The 17,747-nt window shown below is 60.9% G+C and carries 14 protein-coding genes, 2 tRNA genes, 1 pseudogene and 1 riboswitch; of the genes and pseudogenes, 6 read left to right on the top strand and 11 right to left on the bottom strand.

Features of this window, described 5'->3' with window-relative positions; genetic code table 11:
• Nucleotides 1–10 precede the first annotated feature (10 nt).
• Nucleotides 11–904, top strand: a pseudogene (puuE, locus tag ABFC66_RS05735) (allantoinase PuuE); the annotation flags it as partial.
• Between the two features lie 15 nt (nt 905–919).
• On the opposite strand, the gene ABFC66_RS05730 reads toward puuE, so the two are convergent.
• Nucleotides 920–2,512, bottom strand: a complete 1,593-nt coding sequence (locus ABFC66_RS05730; RefSeq protein WP_346740015.1) for a gamma-glutamyltransferase family protein — start codon at nt 2,510–2,512, stop codon at nt 920–922.
• A gap of 415 nt (nt 2,513–2,927) precedes the next feature.
• Here ABFC66_RS05730 and ABFC66_RS05725 point away from each other — a divergent pair, with 415 nt between their 5' ends.
• Both ABFC66_RS05725 and ABFC66_RS05720 read left to right on the top strand, forming a co-directional pair.
• A complete protein-coding gene (locus ABFC66_RS05725) occupies nt 2,928–4,397 on the top strand; it encodes a class I adenylate-forming enzyme family protein (protein ID WP_346740014.1) in 1,470 nt (489 codons plus the stop codon).
• Between the two features lie 164 nt (nt 4,398–4,561).
• Nucleotides 4,562–5,506: a glyoxylate/hydroxypyruvate reductase A gene (locus ABFC66_RS05720; protein WP_346740013.1), complete on the top strand. Its 945-nt coding sequence runs from the start codon at nt 4,562–4,564 to the stop codon at nt 5,504–5,506.
• Nucleotides 5,507–5,515: 9 nt separating this feature from the next.
• Here ABFC66_RS05720 and ABFC66_RS05715 read toward each other — a convergent pair whose 3' ends face one another.
• From ABFC66_RS05715 to ABFC66_RS05685, 7 genes are all read right to left on the bottom strand, one after another.
• Entirely contained in the window at nt 5,516–6,331 is an 816-nt protein-coding gene (locus ABFC66_RS05715; protein ID WP_346740012.1) for an enoyl-CoA hydratase-related protein, read from the bottom strand.
• A gap of 79 nt (nt 6,332–6,410) precedes the next feature.
• Nucleotides 6,411–7,574 (bottom strand): acyl-CoA dehydrogenase family protein, encoded by a 1,164-nt coding sequence (locus ABFC66_RS05710; protein WP_346740011.1) that lies wholly within the window; start codon nt 7,572–7,574, stop codon nt 6,411–6,413.
• Between the two features lie 6 nt (nt 7,575–7,580).
• A complete protein-coding gene (locus tag ABFC66_RS05705; RefSeq protein WP_346740010.1) occupies nt 7,581–8,411 on the bottom strand; it encodes an SDR family NAD(P)-dependent oxidoreductase in 831 nt (276 codons plus the stop codon).
• Nucleotides 8,412–8,421: 10 nt separating this feature from the next.
• Nucleotides 8,422–8,838, bottom strand: a complete 417-nt coding sequence (locus tag ABFC66_RS05700; RefSeq protein ID WP_346740009.1) for a MaoC family dehydratase — start codon at nt 8,836–8,838, stop codon at nt 8,422–8,424.
• A gap of 9 nt (nt 8,839–8,847) precedes the next feature.
• A complete protein-coding gene (locus tag ABFC66_RS05695) occupies nt 8,848–9,291 on the bottom strand; it encodes a MaoC family dehydratase N-terminal domain-containing protein (protein ID WP_346740008.1) in 444 nt (147 codons plus the stop codon).
• A gap of 5 nt (nt 9,292–9,296) precedes the next feature.
• Nucleotides 9,297–10,484, bottom strand: a complete 1,188-nt coding sequence (locus ABFC66_RS05690) for a lipid-transfer protein (RefSeq protein ID WP_346740007.1) — start codon at nt 10,482–10,484, stop codon at nt 9,297–9,299.
• Nucleotides 10,485–10,499: 15 nt separating this feature from the next.
• Entirely contained in the window at nt 10,500–12,059 is a 1,560-nt protein-coding gene (locus ABFC66_RS05685) for a long-chain-fatty-acid--CoA ligase (RefSeq protein WP_346740006.1), read from the bottom strand.
• 132 nt (nt 12,060–12,191) lie between these two features.
• On the opposite strand from ABFC66_RS05685, the gene ABFC66_RS05680 reads away from it, so the two are divergent.
• Nucleotides 12,192–12,824, top strand: coding sequence for a TetR/AcrR family transcriptional regulator (locus ABFC66_RS05680; RefSeq protein WP_346740005.1), 633 nt, complete (start codon nt 12,192–12,194; stop codon nt 12,822–12,824).
• A 22-nt stretch (nt 12,825–12,846) separates the two neighbouring features.
• Here the strand turns inward: ABFC66_RS05680 and ABFC66_RS05675 are convergent, their stop codons facing one another.
• Nucleotides 12,847–14,511: an amidohydrolase family protein gene (locus ABFC66_RS05675; RefSeq protein ID WP_346740004.1), complete on the bottom strand. Its 1,665-nt coding sequence runs from the start codon at nt 14,509–14,511 to the stop codon at nt 12,847–12,849.
• A gap of 248 nt (nt 14,512–14,759) precedes the next feature.
• Between ABFC66_RS05675 and ABFC66_RS05670 the strand changes: the two genes are divergently transcribed.
• Nucleotides 14,760–16,298 carry an acetyl-CoA acetyltransferase gene (locus ABFC66_RS05670; RefSeq protein ID WP_346740003.1) on the top strand — a complete coding sequence of 513 codons (1,539 nt, stop codon included), beginning with the start codon at nt 14,760–14,762 and terminating at the stop codon, nt 16,296–16,298.
• A gap of 126 nt (nt 16,299–16,424) precedes the next feature.
• Here ABFC66_RS05670 and ABFC66_RS05665 read toward each other — a convergent pair.
• Nucleotides 16,425–16,499, bottom strand: a tRNA-Gln gene (locus ABFC66_RS05665).
• Between the two features lie 166 nt (nt 16,500–16,665).
• On the opposite strand from ABFC66_RS05665, the gene ABFC66_RS05660 reads away from it, so the two are divergent.
• Nucleotides 16,666–16,742, top strand: a tRNA-Pro gene (locus ABFC66_RS05660).
• 186 nt (nt 16,743–16,928) lie between these two features.
• Here ABFC66_RS05660 and ABFC66_RS05655 read toward each other — a convergent pair.
• Nucleotides 16,929–17,285: a hypothetical protein gene (locus ABFC66_RS05655; RefSeq protein ID WP_346740002.1), complete on the bottom strand. Its 357-nt coding sequence runs from the start codon at nt 17,283–17,285 to the stop codon at nt 16,929–16,931.
• Nucleotides 17,286–17,389: 104 nt separating this feature from the next.
• Nucleotides 17,390–17,629, top strand: a riboswitch (cobalamin riboswitch).
• Nucleotides 17,630–17,747: the final 118 nt, after the last annotated feature.

The following is a 17,747-nucleotide window of genomic DNA, read 5'->3' as shown; positions in this document are numbered from 1 at the left end:
AAGTCGTACCATGACCTATCCCCGCGATCTCATCGGCTATGGCCAGACCCCACCCCAGGCGCAATGGCCCGGCGGCGCGCGCATCGCCGTGCAATTCGTCATCAACTACGAGGAGGGTGCGGAAAATTGCATCCTCCACGGCGACGATGCGTCGGAGGCGTTTCTATCGGAAATGGTCGGTACGCCGCCCATTCCCGCCATGCGTCACATGTCGATGGAGAGCCTTTACGAATACGGTTCCCGCGCAGGGTTCTGGCGGCTTCACCGGCTTTTCACCGAACGCGGCCTTCCGCTCACCGTCTATGGCGTCGCGATGGCGATGGAGCGCAACCCCGCTGCGGTCGAGGCCATGCTGAACGCTGGCTGGGAAATCGCGAGCCACGGGCTTCGCTGGATCAACTACCAGCACATTCCCGAAGAGATCGAGCGCGACCATATCGCCCGCGCGGTCGAACTTCACACCAAGGTCACAGGCTCACGCCCGCTCGGCTGGTATCAGGGGCGCACGAGCCCGAACACCGCGCGTCTCGTCGTCGAGGAAGGCGGCTTCGTCTATGATGCCGATTCCTATGCGGATGACCTGCCCTATTACGATACGACACATGGCAGGCCGCAATTGATCGTGCCTTACACGCTCGACACCAACGACATGCGCTTTGTCGCGCCGCAGGGCTTCAACTCGGGCGATCAGTTCTTCACCTATCTGAAGGACAATTTCGACATGCTCTATGCGGAAGGTGCAATGGCACCGAAGATGATGTCGGTCGGCCTTCACTGCCGCGTTGTCGGAAAGCCCGCGCGCGCTGCGGCTCTCGCCCGTTTCCTCGATTACGTCATGTCGCATGACAAGGTCTGGGTGGCGAAGCGCATCGACATTGCGCGGCACTGGCTCACCACCCATCCCTATCAAGGCTGAAAATCAGAAGCCGATGGCGTCGCCGTCGGAGCGCGGGTCCGACGCCCCTTCGAAGCGCCCGTCGGGCGACAGCGTAATCGCGCCCGCATGGCCCATCATGTCGTTCCTGGGCGCCACGAGTTCGACATCGTGCCCAGCCGCTTTCAACTGCGCGACGACGCCCGCATCGAGATCGCTTTCGATCTTGAGTGTGATCGACTGCGCGCCCCATGTGCGACCGAGCAGCCAGCGCGGCGCGGCCACCGCATCGCCGAGATCGCGGCCGAAAAGCACATGGCGCGAGAAGACCGCCGCCTGCGTCTGCGGCTGGCCTTCGCCGCCCATCGTGCCATAGACCATGAGCCGCCCATCATCGAGGCGCGCCATGGCAGGGTTGAGCGTGTGGAAGGGCTTCTTGCCGGGCTTCAACGCGTTGATATGCTTCTCATCGAGCGCAAAGCTGATGCCGCGGTTCTGAAACAACACACCCGTCGAGGGCGATACGACGCCCGCGCCGAATTCCCAATAGATCGACTGAATGTAGCTCGCCGAGCGGCCCTCCGCGTCGATCACGCCCATCCAGATCGTGTCGCCCTGCCTGGCGACATGTGGCCAAGGCGCCGCGCGGACCATATCCACCTCGCTCGCCATGCGCTCAAGTTCCGCATCGGTGATGAGCGACGCAGGTTCGCAAGCCATATAGGCCGGATCGCAGACATTCGCATCGCGCATGCGGAAGGCCTGCTTCGTCGACTCGATAAGGCCGTGAATATGATCGAAGCCCTCGCCTTGCCTGACGCCGAGCCGATCGAAAACACCGAGAATGGCGAGCGACGCAATGCCCTGCGTGGGTGGCGGCATATTGTAGATCGTGCCGCATGAGAGCCTGGTCGAAAGGGGCGCAACAATCCGCGCGTTGAAGCCTGCGAGATCGCTCGTCGATAGCGGCGATCCAGCCTTCTTCAGATCGTCCGCCAGAACGGTGCCAATTTCGCCTTCATAGAAATCGCGAAGCCCCACGCGGCCAAGCCTTTCCAGCGTATCGGCCATCGCGGACTGCCGAAGCCGCACGCCACGCTGCGGCACCTGCCCGTCGACGAGAAATGCGCCGACAAATCCCGGTACGTCTTTCAGCTCGTCGAACTTTTCCCGCGTCAGCCGTTCCTGACTTTCGCTCACGGCAACGCCGTCCCGCGCGAAAAATGCCGCTGGTTCAAGCAGCCGCGAGAGCGGCAGCTTGCCGCCCCATTCCGTCGCCATCCGATGCGCCTGATCCCACCCGGAAACGGCGCCGGGCACGGTGAGTGCCGCCAGGCCGCCGCGTGGCGGTATCGTCTGCGTAACGCCGCGCTCCCGATAGAAGTCGAGCGTTGCTGCTACCGCCGCAGGACCGCATGCCTCGATACCAACCGGCGTCTCCCCCGGACGCGACAGAATCCAGAATCCATCGCCGCCCAGATGATTCATATGCGGGTAGACCGCGGCGATGGCGGCAGCAGCGGCGATCATCGCTTCCGCTGCATTGCCGCCCTCGGCGAGGACGTCGCGCGCAGCACTCGCCGCAAGATGGTGAGGCGCGACCGCCATTCCGCGGTAGCTCATACGTGTTGCTGGCATTGGATTTTACGCTTTTGACAAACTGAAGGAGGAGGACTTGAAGGCGGCGTGCCTACGCGCGCCGTCCTGCATTCAATCTAGCAAGATACGGGCCTGTGCAACGACACCAACCCAACAAAGGCGGCAGAGCCTAGCAAGCCGTTCGCTTGTTTCGCAGCATCCAGCGCACAGCACCGCTTCATGCATAAAAACAAGGCTTCGTCTGAAGAAACATGCATAGCGAATGGGCGACGTATGAACTCCCGCCGTCCGGTTGAACAGAAGTCGAGATCATCTGGCACAATGACATTTTATCACTGACCGCTCAATAAGCGCCAAATCGCCCTTGTGACGACTATGCATCTTTGCCTGAGCTCGCTTCGGGATAGACTGAACGCATATTCTTGGTCATGAGCTCAATATTGGAGCACGCATCATGATTACAAATCGTATTTACGAGTTGGCGCATAAGCAACCAGACAAGGTCGCGCTCGTTTACAATGGCCTCTCGATCAACTACGCGGATTTTGCCCGAACCATCGAAGCCACTCGCCGCTTCCTCGCACAGCAGGAGTTGCCTGCCGGGCGCAATGCCGTCGTGCTGGCGTCTGGCCTGGCCGATGCGTGGGTCAATGTTCTCGCGCTTCGCGCACTCGGCCTCACAACCATATCGGTCCATTCAATAGCTCAATTAAATGATCTGCACTTCAAGGACGTCGCCTGCATCGTGACGGTCCAAGTGGAGGAAGCCGCGCACAATTTCAATCGCAACGCGCCAAGCGGCGCAAAGATGATCGTCGTGCCCTCATCTATATATGCGGGCATGCATGATGCGGACCTCCCTCGTCCACTTCCGCTGGCGTCACCTTATGGGGGGCACGTCATTTACACGTCGGGCACCACAGGCACCTATAAGAAGGTCCTTTGGGACGGCGCAAATGAAGACAGCAGAATTGAGCGGCTTAACAGATTTCGAAAAAATGATGCCGATACCGTGCATCACTCCCTTTGGTTTCCCCTCTGGACCGCAATTGGCCTCGATCGCTCCATTTGCGTTTGGCACGCCGGCGGAACGGCAATCATCGCGCAGCAGGTGGATGCCTTACGAGCCTCATTCAAGCAGAGGATCAGCAAGATATCCCTCACTCCAGGCATCCTGAAACAGCTGATCGCGGACGACATGCTGCCGAAGCGCCCGCAAAAAGACTGCGAGTTGATATGCTCTGGAGGCTTCCTGAGTTTCGCCATGGCCCAAAAGCTGGCGCGCGAGTCCTATCCCCGCATTTCGATTCATTATGGTTCAACAGAATGCCAATCCATCGCCCAATCACATTTCAAGTCGTCCGACGACCTTCTCTGGCTGACCGTCGCCAAAGACAGAACCGTCGAAATCGTCGATGACGATGGGCATCAATGCGAGCCCGGTGCCGAAGGAGAATTGCGCGTCAAGGTGCTTGAGTCGGATATGAAATCCTATCTGGACGATGAAGACGCGACTTCACGCTTTTTCCGGGGCGGCTATTTCTATCCCGGTGACATTGCCATCCGGCGAGAGGATGGCCGCATTCGCATTCTCGGCCGCATCGCCGACGTGCTGAACATTCAGGGCTTCAAGGTCGCCTCGGCGCCACTCGAGGAAAAAGTTCAGAAGTTGCTGGACGTCGACGCCGTATGTCTGTTCTCGGGCTTGAGCGCTTCCGGCAAGGACGAGCTTTTCGTGGCAATCGAAGCAGATCGAATGCCGCCTCAAGCGAAGCTGGACACCGTGGTTCAACATTTTCCGCAGTTTGAAGGCGTCCGATTCGAAGTCTTGTCGAAATTTCCTCGAACCATCGCTGGAACGCAGAAGATAAAGCGAACCGAACTCAGAAAATTACTTGCTGAAAATGCGATCACCACCGGATAGGTGGAATCCTGCGGCATCCCATTTGCCATTGCACCGGCCCTGCGTTTCGCGCGAGAACCGGGTGAACGAGACACAATGTTCTTCCGCGACCACGTCGCTAATCCGCTCGATGTAGAGGCGTTCAAGAGCGTCCCGCACACCGAACACAGAAAGATATCTACCGCATGCGCAAGCCCATTGCCCTCGTCACGCGCATCGACGAGGCCTCCGAACAGGAATGGCGAGCGCTTCTCGCCGATCAGTTGCCCGACGAAAACATTCTATGCTTCCGTGACATGAACGGGGGCCAGCGCAAATCCGCGGAGATCGCCATTGTTGCCGACCCCAACCCTGCTCAGGTCGCCGAACTTCCCGGCCTTGCATGGATACAGAGCCTCTGGGCGGGCGTCGAACGGCTGGTCGCGGAACTGGGTGCGGGCGCACCGCCAATCGTGCGATTGGTGGACCCTGAACTCTCACGCGTCATGGCTGAGGCGGTACTCGCCTGGACCCTCTACCTGCATCGCGACATGCCGATCTATCGGCGGCAGCAGCAGGATCGCGTCTGGGAACAACAGCCTTATCGCCACCCTTCCCGCTACACGGTCGGTATACTCGGTCTCGGCGCATTGGGCATGGCCTCGGCACACCGTCTCAAGCAGGCAGGCTTCGTCGTCAAGGGATGGAGCCGGTCGCCGAAGGAAACAAGCGGCGTCGAAAGTTTTACCGGCGATGATGGGCTCAACGCCGTACTCGGGGGAAGCGACCTCGTCGTTTGCCTCATGCCGCTGACCGACGAAACACGCGGCCTTCTCGACAGCAGGCGTTTCGCAGCGATGATGGAAGGAGCGGCACTCATCAACTTTGCGCGCGGCGCTATCGTCGTTGACGCCGACCTCATCGCGTCGCTCGACGCCGGGCATCTTTCACATGCCGTTCTTGATGTCTTTCACGAAGAGCCGTTGCCCGCCGCATCACCCTTCTGGCACCATCCGAAGGTGACGGTGCTACCGCATATTTCGGCTCCGACAGACCAGCATACGGCCGCTGCAATTGTCGCCGCCAACATCCGGGCCTACCGCACCACTGGCGAACTCCCGCAGACGGTCGACATCGAGCGAGGTTATTGAAAAACCTGCCTACTCTGATTGACGAGGGTCTGGTCGCAGCTTTTCGATCACGGCCGATACTTTCTCGAACGCATGATCGCCGGAGAAAAGCTGAGCCTGCAGCGCGCGCTCGCGGTCGAGAAAGGCGGGTAACGTATCTTCCTGCGCATGTGCGGACATCTGCTTGAGCGCCACGACCGCCGAAACGGGCAGCAGGGTGAGCCGCCTCACAAGCGTCGTGGCAACATCTGCGAGGCGATGGTCGTCCACGCACTGCCAGATCAGCCCCCAATTCGCGGCCGTCTCCGCATCCAGGCGCTCGCCGAGCAAGGCGCACCCCATTGCGCGCGCCAATCCTATCCGCTTCTGCATGAAGGCAAATCCGCCGAGGTCGGGGACGAGGCCGAGATTCGGCACGAAAGGAAAGCCGAAATAAGCAGATTTCGCCGCCACCACCATGTCTGCCGCCAAGGCGAGGCCAACCCCTCCGCCCACGGCAGGGCCGTTCACCACCGAGACGACCGGCCCGGGAAAGGCGCGCAATTCCCTGATGAGCGCGTGGCCCTCGAGCAGGACGTCATCCATGTCACGACGGCGCGCCTCCCGGTCGAGCGTGTCCCTGTGAAGAGCGCCATCCAGCCATTTCATATCGGCGCCTGCACAAAAGGCGCGCCCGGCGCCGGTCAGGACCACAACCCGGACATCGCCGCTGTCGCGAAATGCCTGAAGCGCCTCGCGGTATTGAACGAAGGTCTCGGTGCAGAGCGGGTTCAGAATCTCGGGCCGATTGAGAACGATCCGGCCGACGCCGTCGTCTCGCTCGACGAGAATATTCGAGTAGGTCATGCAAACACTTCTCTCAACCTCAAGCGCGCTAAAGCGGCGGCTAGGAATGCGGAAGGAACAAGAAAAGGAGCCGCCAGAACTAGAACGAACGCGAGATGAGCAGCTTCATGATTTCATTTGTCCCGCCATAGATCCGCTGTATCCGGGCATCCGTATACATGCGTGCAATCGGATATTCCGACATATAGCCATACCCTCCGAAGAACTGGAGGCATGTGTCGACGATCTCGCCCTGTTTTTGCGAACACCACCACTTGGCCATCGACGCGGTGGCCGGGTCGAGCTCGCCCGCGATATGACGTTCGACGCAGTTGTCGACGAAGACGCGGGCGATCGTCGCCTCTGTCTTGCATTCGGCCAGACGGAACTGCGTATTCTGGAAGTCCAGAATGGCGCGACCGAAGGCCTTGCGCTCCTTCACATAATCGGTCGTGAGGGCAATCGCCCTTTCCATCGCTGCGGCGGCGCTCACCGCCAGCAAGAGCCGCTCCTGGACGAGTTTCTCCATGAGCTGATAGAAGCCGCGCCCTTCGATGCCACCCAGCAGATTGTCGGCTGGCACATCGACGTCATCGTAGAAAAGTTCCGATGTGTCCGATGCATGAAGCCCGATCTTTTCGAGATTGCGACCGCGGCGAAACCCCTGCCGGTCCGTCTCGACGGCGAGCAGCGAAATGCCCTTCGCGCCCTGCGCAGGGTCCGTCTTGCACACGGTCAAGACAAGGTCGGCCAATTGACCGTTTGTGATGAAGACCTTCTGGCCGCTTACCCTATAGCCGCCCTCCGTCTTACGCGCCGTGGTACGCACGTTCTGGAGGTCGGAGCCCGTGCCCGGCTCCGTCATCGCGATTGCGCCGACATATTCGCCACTCGCGAGCTTCGGCAGCCAGCGGCGGCGCTGGTCCTCGGTGCCATAGGCCAGGTAATAGGGCGCGACAATCGCGTTATGCAGGCTAACGCTGAAAGCAATGCCAATACCCGAATATTCCAGTTCCTCGGCAATCACAGCCTCATGGGCGAAAGTTCCACCGCCGCCGCCATATTCCTCGGGCATCGACACACAAAGAAGCCCCGCATCGCCGGCGACGCGCCAAGCCTCTCTGTCAACAATGCCCTGTTCGATCCAGCGATCGTAATGCGGCGCGAACTCGCGCTCGATGATCTTCCGAACCGAAGAGCGAAAGATGTTGAGGTCTTCCGTCAACCAACGAGACGCAGGCCGATTGATCGCGGTCATGCCCATTCCTCCCTAGAGCGACACGCCGCCACCGACGACGATGACCTGACCGCTGATGTAGTTCGACTCGGGCGTGCAGAAGAGATAGACGCCATCCGCCGCTTCCTCCGGGGTTCCGGCGCGGCCGATCGGAATCATCTGCTTTTCCATGGCGTCGATGAAGGCAGGCTGCACGCCGACGGCGATCTTGCGGCCCTCGACATCGATGCTGGCGCCCGCTTCGGTCAGCGGTTGCGTGAGGCGCGTCTTGATGAAGCCGAAGGCGACGCAATTGACGTTCACCTTGTAGCGTCCCCACTCCTTCGAAAGCGTCTTCGTCATGCCGACGAGGCCCGCCTTGGCCGAGGAATAGCTCACCTGACCGGCATTGCCGCCAAGCCCCGCGACGGAAGAGATGTTCACCACCTTGCGGAAGACTTCCTTGCCCTGCTGCGCTTCGTTCTTCGCCATGATGCGGATGGGCTCGGCTGCGGCACGAAGGATGCGGAACGGCGCGGCGAGATGGACTTCGAGCATCGCCTGAAACTGCTCGTCGCTCATCTTCTGGATGACGCTGTCCCAGGTGTAGCCCGCATTGTTCACGATGATGTCGAGGCCGTTATAGGTATCGATGGCCGTCTTGACGAAGCGATCGCCGAAATCCGCTTCAGTAACGCTGCCGACGCAGGCAGTCGCTTCGCCGCCCCCGCGACGGATTTCCTCGACCGTCTCCTGCGCGGGCTCCGGGTCCATGTCGTTGATAACGACGCGTGCGCCTTCGCTCGCGAGCTTCAGCGCGAGCGCTCGTCCGATGCCACGGCCCGAGCCGGAAACAAGCGCAACCTTGCCTTCGAGTTTCTTCATTGTTCTGTCCTCAATTTGGGAGTGCGACGACGGCTTCGCCGAGCAGCTTCACGTCATTGTTCTGATCGACCGCCGTAAGTTCCAGTCTGGCGCGGTCTTCGCCGTCCTCGCTGAACCGTTCGGCGAGCTTCGCTGTGCAGGTGATCTCGGCACCGAGCTGTGTGATCGAGGTGAAGCGTGTCGTGAAGCTGCGCAGCGTCGTTTGCGGCGCCAGATCCGTGAGCAGGCGACCGAGATATGCCATCGACAACATGCCGTGAGCGAAGACATCGGTCATACCGGACGCCTTGGCAAAATCGATATCGACATGGATCGGGTTGAGATCTCCCGACGCGCCGCAATAGAGCGCGAGCGTGTGCCGGGTGATGGGGGCGACGGTCAGCGATCCGACGATGGACCCTTTTTCGGCGTTTCGAATATCGGTCATTTCCATCTCCTAGCCGTGACGCACGACGATCGAGCGGCGCATGTCTGCGACATGAACCCCATCCTGATTGCGGGCCTGCGTGTCCATTACAATGAACTCGAGCGCGCCACCCTTCTTGTCGTAGATATCGGCAATCCGCGACGTGAAGGTGATGCGATCGCCCGCGCAGACCGGCGCGTGATAGGTGAACATCTGCTCGCCGTGGAGGATTTTCCCGAGATCGACCTTGAGAAGGTCGAGAAAGTCGAACGGATTGTCCCGATCCATTTCAAGGCAGAAGAGAAATGTGGGCGGTATCGGCAGCGAGGGGTAACCGGCCTTTCGGGCCGCCTCTTCATCCGAATAGATCGGATCGTTATTTCCCGTCGCCTTGGCGAAAAAGCGCAGCCGCCCCTTCTCCACCTCAGCCGTAACCGGCGCGAATTCGTGGCCGATGAATTTCTTGTCGATCATCGTCTTCACTCCGCGCGCTCGTACATGGTGACGACGCAAGCGCCGCCCAATCCGAGATTGTGCTGAAGCGCCACCCGCGCGCCCTCGACCTGCCGTTTCCCCGCCGCTCCGCGAAGCTGCCACGTCAGTTCCGCGCATTGACCAAGGCCGGTTGCGCCCAGAGGATGGCCCTTCGACAGAAGGCCGCCGGAGGGGTTCGTCACCACCTTGCCGCCATAGGTATTGTCGCCGTCCCAGATGAATTTCTCGGCGCCGCCTTCCGGGCAAAGCCCAAGGCCCTCATAGGTGATGACCTCATTCGTGGTGAAGCAGTCGTGGAGTTCGACGACATCGACAGCATCCGGCCCGATGCCCGCCTGCTCGTAGACGCGGCGCGCGGCCTCCTTGGTCATGTCGGCGCCGACGACCTTGATGAGGCTGCGCTCGGAGAAGGTCGACGGATAATCCGTCGTCATCGCCTGGCCAGCGATCCTGATCCGTGCGTCGATGTTGTGCTTGCGCGCAAATTCCTCCGTACAGAGGATCGCCGCCGCCGCGCCGCAGCTCGGCGGGCAGCATTGAAGCCTTGTCAGGTTGAGGAACATCTTGGGCGACTGCAACACATCGTCGACAGTCACATGCGTTCTGAAAATCGCCCGCTCGTTATGGATCGCATGCAGGCTCGCCTTCTCGCGCACCTTGGCGAAAGTCTCGTTCTTCGCGCCGTATTTCTGCTGGTATTCGTAACCCGCGCCGCCAAAGAGCCGCAGCGCCATCGGCACCGTCTCGGCTCCCTGAAAGGATTCATCGGCAATCTTGAGGAATTCGTCCAGCGGACCGGGGCGGTCGTTGAAAACCGTCGCGAGCGCGCCTGGCGCCATCTGCTCAAAACCGAATGCGAGCGCGCAATCGACGACGCCGCTCTCGACAGCCTGACGCGCGAGGAAGAGCGCGGAAGAACCCGTCGAACAATTGTTGTTGACGTTGACGACCGGAATGCCGGTGAGGCCAACCTTGTAGAGAGCGGCCTGACCCGAGGTTGAATCGCCATAGACCCAACCGACATAGGCCTGCTTGACCGTCTCATAGGAGAGGCCGGCATCCGCCAGCGCGAGACGGACAGCCTCGGCGCCCATCTCGTCATAGGTGGCGCTTGCTCCCGGCTTGACGAACGGAAGCATTCCCACTCCCGCCACAACGACGCGATTGCTCATAACCTGGTCCCTTCGCTAGTTGACGTTTCGGCTCTTGTCGGCCCAATAAGGCTGCCGCAGATCGACCTTGAGGATTTTTCCAGCACCGGATTTCGGCAGCGCCTCGATGCGCAGGTCCACGCTGCGCGGACATTTGTATCCGGCGATCAAGACCTTGCAGTGGGCGATGATTTCGTCCGACGTGACGGCCTGCCCGTCCTTCGGCACGATGATCGCATGCACACGCTCGCCCCACTTCTCGTCGGGAACGCCGATCACGGCGCATTCGCTGACGGCGGGATGCTGCATCAGCGCATTCTCCACTTCCGCCGAGAACACGTTCTCGCCACCCGACACGATCATGTCCTTGATGCGATCGACGATATAGACGAAGCCATCCTCGTCGGCGTACCCGCCGTCGCCTGTGTGAACCCATCCATCGACCAGCGTCGTCGCCGTCTGCTCAGGCTTGTTCCAATAGCCGAGCATGGTATTCGGACCTCGGGCGCAGACTTCGCCGACCGATCCGCGCGGAACTTCTCTGCCAGCGGCATCGACGATCTTGATCTCGACGCAGAGACCGGGCCGCCCCGCCGAGCGCAGCTTGCCGGCTTTCGGACCTTCGAGGACATGCCATTCGGGCCCGAGGATCGTCGCAAGCGGCGAGAGCTCCGTCTGTCCGTAGGCCTGCACAAAGCCGGTATTCGGAAGCCGCTCCATCGCAGCGCGGAGTAGCGCCTCCGCCATCGGTGAAGCGCCGTAAATGAGACGCTCGAAAGAAGAGATGTCGCGGTGCGCAAGATCCGGGCAGTCGAGCAGCAGCCGGATCATCGTCGGCACGAGCAAGGCATGGGTCACCCGCTCGCCTTCCACGAGGCTGAGGAAGGCGGCAGCATCGAATGATGGCATGAAGACGTGCGAGCCACCGAACATCGTCGCCGCATATGTCATGCCGCCGTCGGCCAGATGGAACATCGGTGCGGCATGGAGATATCGTACCGACGAAGTGAGGCGGATGCCGGCGCCGATACAGAGCGAACTCGTCCAAAGGCTCTGATGCGACAGCATCACACCCTTGGGAAAGCCCGTCGTCCCGCCCGTATAGAAGATGCCGGCAAGATCGCTACCGGCGCGGCCCGCGTCCGGAACGGCAGCAACGGCCGCGACAAGCGCCTCATAGTCGAGAAGCCCGGCGGGCGTTTGCCCATCGCCCGCATAGATCACATGGCGAATGCCTTCGCATTCGTCTCTCACGGCCAGACCCGCGGCGAGAAAGGCGTCGTCGACGATGAGAATCGTCGCGCCCGAATCCTTGATCGAATAGACGTGCTCGGCGACCGACCAGCGAACATTCATCGGAACCACGACGGCGTCCGCCCAGGGCACCGCGAAGTAGACCTCGAAGTAGCGGTCCGAGTTCATCGACAGCATGGCGACGCGATCGCCCGTCTCGACGCCTAGCCCTTTCAGGGCGCCGGCCAGACGCGCAACGCGGTCCTTCACCTCCGCCCAGCGCCTTGTGCGGTTTCCGCAGATGGTCGCAACGGCGTTCGGCGTCGTCGCGGCGGCGCGATGAATGGCTTGCGTCAGATACAAGGAAGCCCCCCATGGCCCGGTCTGTGCCGGGCTTTTTATGTTACCGACAAGTAAAATAGTTTCTCTTAGGTATCTTGTCAAATCGGGAGCGGACTCTATGCTCGCAGGATCGAGAGAATCGGAGAGAGACCCATGCCAGGCCCGGCGATCGCGTCACCCTGGAAGAAGGCGCCCGAGCGCAGAAGCGAGCGTGACCTGAAACGGGAAGCCGTATTAACGGCTGCGGCGCGCGTCTTTTCCGAGCGCGGCTATCACCGCACCTCGCTGGACGAGGTTGCCCAGATCCTCAATGTGACGAAGCCGACGCTCTATTATTATTTCAAGAACAAGGAGGCGATGCTGTTTGCCTGCATCCAGCACGGCCTCGACATGCTCGAAGCCGTCGGTGACGCCGATCCGGCGCCGGGCGAACGCACGGGCATGGAACGGCTGGTCGCCTATCTCAAGCGCTATGCCAAGGTCAACGAAACGGATTTCGGCCGCTGCGCCGTGCGCATCAGCGATGCCGAACTCTCGGATGCAAGCCGCAAGAAGGTAAGGCGCATCAAGACTGAAATCGACCGCAAGATCCGCGAACTGGTTTCAAACGGCATTGAGGATGGATCGATCGCATCTTCGGACCCGAAGATCACGGCGTTTGCACTGGCGGGCGCGCTGAATTCCATCGGCCATTGGCACCAGCGGGACGCGGATATGGTCGGCCAGAAAATCGCCGACGAATATATCGCCCTGCTGGTGAAAGGCCTCGCGCCTCGCACCAGATAGCGCCGGGATCGGAAGACGATCCCTAGACGATCGTCCCCGCACGCGCGTCGGTGTATCGACCCTTGTCGAGCACGACCTCGCCATTGACGATCACCTTGTCGATGCCGGTGGCGTGCCGGATATAACGGTTCGCTCCGCCCGGAAAATCGCCGACGAAAATTTCCTCGCCACGGGAAATCGTCGCGGGATCGAAGATCACCACGTCGGCAGCCTGACCGGGTTCGAGAGTGCCTCGATCGCGCAAACCCCACGAGCTTGCCAATTCACCCGTCATGCGATGAACGGCGCGCTCCACCGTCATCTTGCCGTAACCGCGAACATAGCGTTCCAGCATGTCGCTCGTGTCGCCCGCGCCGCAGAATTGCGTGACGTGAGCGCCAGCATCCGACCCGCCGATCTGCACCAGCGGATGATCGAGAATGAACGACACGATTTCCGGATCGGCATGGATCGCTCCACGAATCTGGAACTCAGTGCGCAGTCCGTCGGCCACCGCGATATCGAGCATGACGTCGGCGACGGACTTCCCGACCTCCGCCGAAATCTCCGTCAGCTTGCGCCCAAGATATTTTTCGTTGGCAGACGAATAGACTCGCCCCACGGTCATGTTCCGCAAGAGCGGCATGATGCGTTTCTCGGCAGCCTCCACCAGCATGGGCCGCGCGTCCGGGTCCGCAAAGCCCGCAAGTCGCTCGGGCAGCGGCTTTTTCATGATCATGTCCCACTTGCGTACCGAGTAGAGCATGAATGAAGTTTCAGAGAGAATGATGTTGATGTCGAAGCTGCGGGGCATCGACTGGCCGTACACCTTTGCGCCGCGCTTTTGCTGCTCTTCCAGCTTGGCGATCGATCGCTTCCAATTGTCCGGCGACACGGGATTGTAGGTGATCGGCGCCACGGAACAGACAACGCCGCTGGCAAGGCTGAGATCGCCAAGCTCCTCGATATTCTCAAGCTGTTTCTCGATATCGATGAAGTAGGGAACGGTCTGAAGCACGCCTCGACCGCTCTTGGCCATCGCCTTGCAAAGCGCGATCTTCTCGCGCATGTCCGCCAGCCGGCTTGGCACCGGTCGGCCATCTTCATCGATGTCCACATATGACGTCGAAAGCCCGATGGCGCCGGCCGCCATGGCCTCTTCCATCAGCTCGCTCATCCGCTCGATCTCGGCGTCCGTCGCGACGCGTTCCTGACTGTCAGGGCCCATCACGTAATAGCGGATTGCCGAATGACCGACGAGAGCTCCGACATTGATGCCCAGGCCGGGACGGATGTGATCGAGATAATCGCCGAAGCTCTCCCACGTGAAGGGAACAGCGAGGTCGAAGGTCGCCTCTTTGATGTCCTCGATCTTCTCGAACATCCTGATCAGCTTGACCTTCTCGTTGGGTCGCACCGGCGCGAGGCTCAACGAGCAATTGCCCATCACGACGGTCGTTACTCCATGTTCGAGACTCGGCGTCGCCAATCGGTCCCAGCATATCTGGGGATCGTAATGCGTATGTATATCGATGAAGCCCGGGGCCACGACCATGCCCTTGGCATCGATCTCGCTGGCACCCTTACCCTCGTACCGGCCGACCGCAACGATCTTGCCGTCTTCAATTGCGAGGTCGCCCTGATATCCCTCTGCGCCAGTTCCATCGACGATCCGCCCGTTGCGGATGACCAAGCTCGCCTGCCCCATTTTCTCCGTCCCTAAACCAATTGTTTTGACGAAGGATAGGGAAGGCAGCGAGGTAATACCAACGCAAAACGCCAATGAGCCAGGAAGGAGAAGATCGAGACGCAAGCCTCTCCATCATCGCCCTTCAACCGGCAGCGCAGACTGTGTTTTCAGTTGGTCGCGATATAAGATTTATCCATGTGCGCCATGGCTGCAAAAAGCCTCCATGACGCTGCGTAAGCCCCTTTCTCCCAGTTGGAATCAGTTCCATGAGCATCAGCGACAACACCCCCATCCTCGTCGGCGTCGGTGAGGTTTCCGAACGGATCGAAGCTCCGGACTATGCCGAGCGTTCACCGGTCGAGCTGGCAGCCGCCGCCGCCCAGGTGGCTCTTGAAGACGCCCTGTCGGTCGCGAAGCTCGCACCCGAGATCGACGTCATCGCCTCGATCAGGCAGTTCGAAATTTCGCATGGCGCGGCCGTCGCGCCGTTCGGCCATTCGAACAACTTCCCGCGCTCGATCGCCAAGCGCATCGGGGCAAATCCCGCGCGCGCCGTGCTGGAAATCTCGGGCGGTCAGGGCCCGCAGCATCTGATCAACGAATTCTCGCAGGAGATTGCGAAGGGCGAGATCGGCATGGCGCTGATCGTCGGCTCCGAGGCGATCTCCACCATGCGCTATGTGCTCGGCAAGAAGGAAACGCGCGACTGGTCGGAAACCGTCAGCGGAACGCTGGAGGATCGCGGCTATGGCGTAGAGGGTCTGTTGACGCCCGATCTCATCCAGCATGGCGCGCGCACTCCGATCCAGATGTACGCATTGTTTGAAAATGCGCGCCGCGCGATGCTCGGTATCGACCGCGCCTCTTATGCGCTGGAAATGGGGCGGCTGTTTGCACCCTTTACCAAGGTCGCGGCGCAGAACCCGCACGCCATGTCTCAACAGGTTTTCACCGCCGAGGAACTCGCCACGGTGACGCCGAAGAACCGCCTGGTGGCTGATCCCTTCCCCCGTCGCATGGTTGCTCGCGATCAGGCCAATCAGGGCGCCGCTGTGCTTTTCACCTCTGTCGGCAAGGCCCGCGCGCTTGGCATTCCGGAAGAGAAATGGGTCTACCTTCATGGCGGCGCGGATACGAAGGAACGCATCGTCATGGAGCGGCAGGATCTGTCGAAGAGCAAGGCTTCCGTTCGCACTATCGAACGCGCGCTTGAGGTCGCAAATCTCGCCCTGTCCGATATCGACGTGATCGATCTCTACAGCTGCTTCCCGATTGCCGTTTTCAACATCACGGACGCCTTCGGCCTGAAGGCAGACGACCCCCGCGGCCTCACCGTTACCGGCGGCCTGCCCTTCTTCGGTGGCGCCGGAAATAATTATTCGATGCATGCCATCGCGACCATGGTTCAGCGGCTGCGGTCGGCGCCCGGCAAGTTCGGTCTCGTCGCTGCAAACGGCGGATTCCTGTCGAAATATTCCGTAGGCGTCTATTCGACCAGGCCTGCCGCATGGAAGGGCTTCGACAGCAAGGCGCTGCAAGCCGAAGTCGATGGTTGGGCCACTCCGAGCATCGATCCGCACCCGACGGGACGCGCTACCATCGAGACCTACACGGTCGATTATAGCGGCCCCGAACCGCGCGGACTGTTGATCGGACGCACTGCGGCGGACGCACGCTTTGTCGCTCTCGCCGATGATCCGGCCGTGGTGCAGACGCTCATCGCCGAAGACCCGACCGGCGCAACGATCGACGTCATCCAGAACGAGAAGGACCGCGCCGTCGTGACCGGCGTAACGCCCAAGTAAGTTCCGGCACGGCGGATGTCTATCGGGAGGCGGCGACCGAGCCCCGCTGCGGATAGATCGAGGTCAGAGTTGCCGGGCAGCCGATTTGGCTGCCCGGTGACGGCAACAGGAGAATTAGGTGAGGTTTGGCTGGGGCGGGAGGATTCGAACCTCCGTATGACGGAATCAAAATCCGTTGCCTTACCACTTGGCGACGCCCCAGCAGGAGCCGTGAGGTGCGTAGCCTCCCTGCGAAACGGGGCGGAAGATAGCCGCAACGAGTTGTGGGCGCAACCGGCGTGGATTTGCCGGATTCTCTCAATTTCGGAGTGCGGAGAGGCTTGCGGACCCATATCCGGGACGCTATAACGCCGCCTCAGATTGGATACGGAGTGTGGCGCAGTCTGGTAGCGCACCTCGTTCGGGACGAGGGGGTCGGAGGTTCGAATCCTCTCACTCCGACCAGTCTTTCCCTGTCTTTCAGGGAGCCCGGTACCAGATCGGGCAAAGTTCGGGATTGCCTCGCGCATGAACCCGGCACAAGCAATCATCCCATGTTACAGGCGAACCCAGGCTAAAGCGCTCGCGCGATCCTCGTGTCGCCTGATGTTTCGAGCAACGCCTTTTCGCCCCTGACAGACCGCTATACCGCTATGTGCCGATTGGATAAGGCGGGCGCGCGGGGAACGGGCCGGATTTCTTGCCGCTTATGATTGCGCGAAGCGCGACTCGATATGCCACCCAGGCCGCCGGCACCACGACGCCATTCTCATAGCAACGCAGGACGATCTGGTCGGAGGCGTCGAGGGCTGCCTTGGCCTTGACCGTAAGATCCTCAGAGAGGCCCGGGCGTGTGAACATGCCGAACCGGTACATATCGCCCGGCGCTGCCGCATCGGTTGGAACCAGCAGATAGCCTTCCGCGACTCGATCCGTTTCCGGGTCGGCGACGATCACATTCTCGACCAACCCGTCCGCCAACCGAACAAGAGCGCAGCGCTGAGCCATGGCATTTCCCTTACTCACCCATAATAACAGTGTCCCCGGCATCGGCACCACCGCAATCCCTTCCAGTCCGGCGCCCCGGATTTGACACGCCCCTCTCCGTTTCTATAGTGCCCCCGCTCGATGGTTCCCGAGGCGCGCGACTTGCGCGGCCGAAGGAGGCAAGAGGGAACGGGGTGCGGCGCCTTCAGCGCCAATTCCCCGGCTGCCCCCGCAACTGTAAGCGGCGAGGCCCGGCTCCACTAAGCCACTGGTCTTCCTGCCCCCCCTTGGGCATGAGGCTGGGAAGGCGGAACCAGGCCGATGACCCGCGAGCCAGGAAACCTGCCGTCAAGCGCGTCATCTGCCGGTGGCCGGGGTGTGTCAGCGGGGCGGAGAGCCGCATTGGTGACGCGTCAGGCTATGTGTCCGCGTTGCATGCCATGCCTCGGATAATCCTGCCGCGCCTGCCCTGCCCATCCCGTC

The organism is Parvibaculum sp. (assembly GCF_039680535.1).
GTDB lineage: Bacteria > Pseudomonadota > Alphaproteobacteria > Parvibaculales > Parvibaculaceae > Parvibaculum.
The sequence above is the reverse complement of the archived record's forward strand: the minus strand, read 5'-3'. Positions and strand labels throughout refer to the sequence as shown.

Coding starts and splice junctions, on each gene's coding strand:
- ABFC66_RS05730 (WP_346740015.1), bottom strand. CDS start 2,512: ATGCCAGCAACACGTATGAGCTACCGCGGAATGGCGGTCGCGCCTCAC.
- ABFC66_RS05725 (WP_346740014.1), top strand. CDS start 2,928: ATGATTACAAATCGTATTTACGAGTTGGCGCATAAGCAACCAGACAAG.
- ABFC66_RS05720 (WP_346740013.1), top strand. CDS start 4,562: ATGCGCAAGCCCATTGCCCTCGTCACGCGCATCGACGAGGCCTCCGAA.
- ABFC66_RS05715 (WP_346740012.1), bottom strand. CDS start 6,331: ATGACCTACTCGAATATTCTCGTCGAGCGAGACGACGGCGTCGGCCGG.
- ABFC66_RS05710 (WP_346740011.1), bottom strand. CDS start 7,574: ATGGGCATGACCGCGATCAATCGGCCTGCGTCTCGTTGGTTGACGGAA.
- ABFC66_RS05705 (WP_346740010.1), bottom strand. CDS start 8,411: ATGAAGAAACTCGAAGGCAAGGTTGCGCTTGTTTCCGGCTCGGGCCGT.
- ABFC66_RS05700 (WP_346740009.1), bottom strand. CDS start 8,838: ATGACCGATATTCGAAACGCCGAAAAAGGGTCCATCGTCGGATCGCTG.
- ABFC66_RS05695 (WP_346740008.1), bottom strand. CDS start 9,291: ATGATCGACAAGAAATTCATCGGCCACGAATTCGCGCCGGTTACGGCT.
- ABFC66_RS05690 (WP_346740007.1), bottom strand. CDS start 10,484: ATGAGCAATCGCGTCGTTGTGGCGGGAGTGGGAATGCTTCCGTTCGTC.
- ABFC66_RS05680 (WP_346740005.1), top strand. CDS start 12,192: ATGCCAGGCCCGGCGATCGCGTCACCCTGGAAGAAGGCGCCCGAGCGC.
- ABFC66_RS05675 (WP_346740004.1), bottom strand. CDS start 14,511: ATGGGGCAGGCGAGCTTGGTCATCCGCAACGGGCGGATCGTCGATGGA.
- ABFC66_RS05670 (WP_346740003.1), top strand. CDS start 14,760: ATGAGCATCAGCGACAACACCCCCATCCTCGTCGGCGTCGGTGAGGTT.
- ABFC66_RS05655 (WP_346740002.1), bottom strand. CDS start 17,285: ATGGCTCAGCGCTGCGCTCTTGTTCGGTTGGCGGACGGGTTGGTCGAG.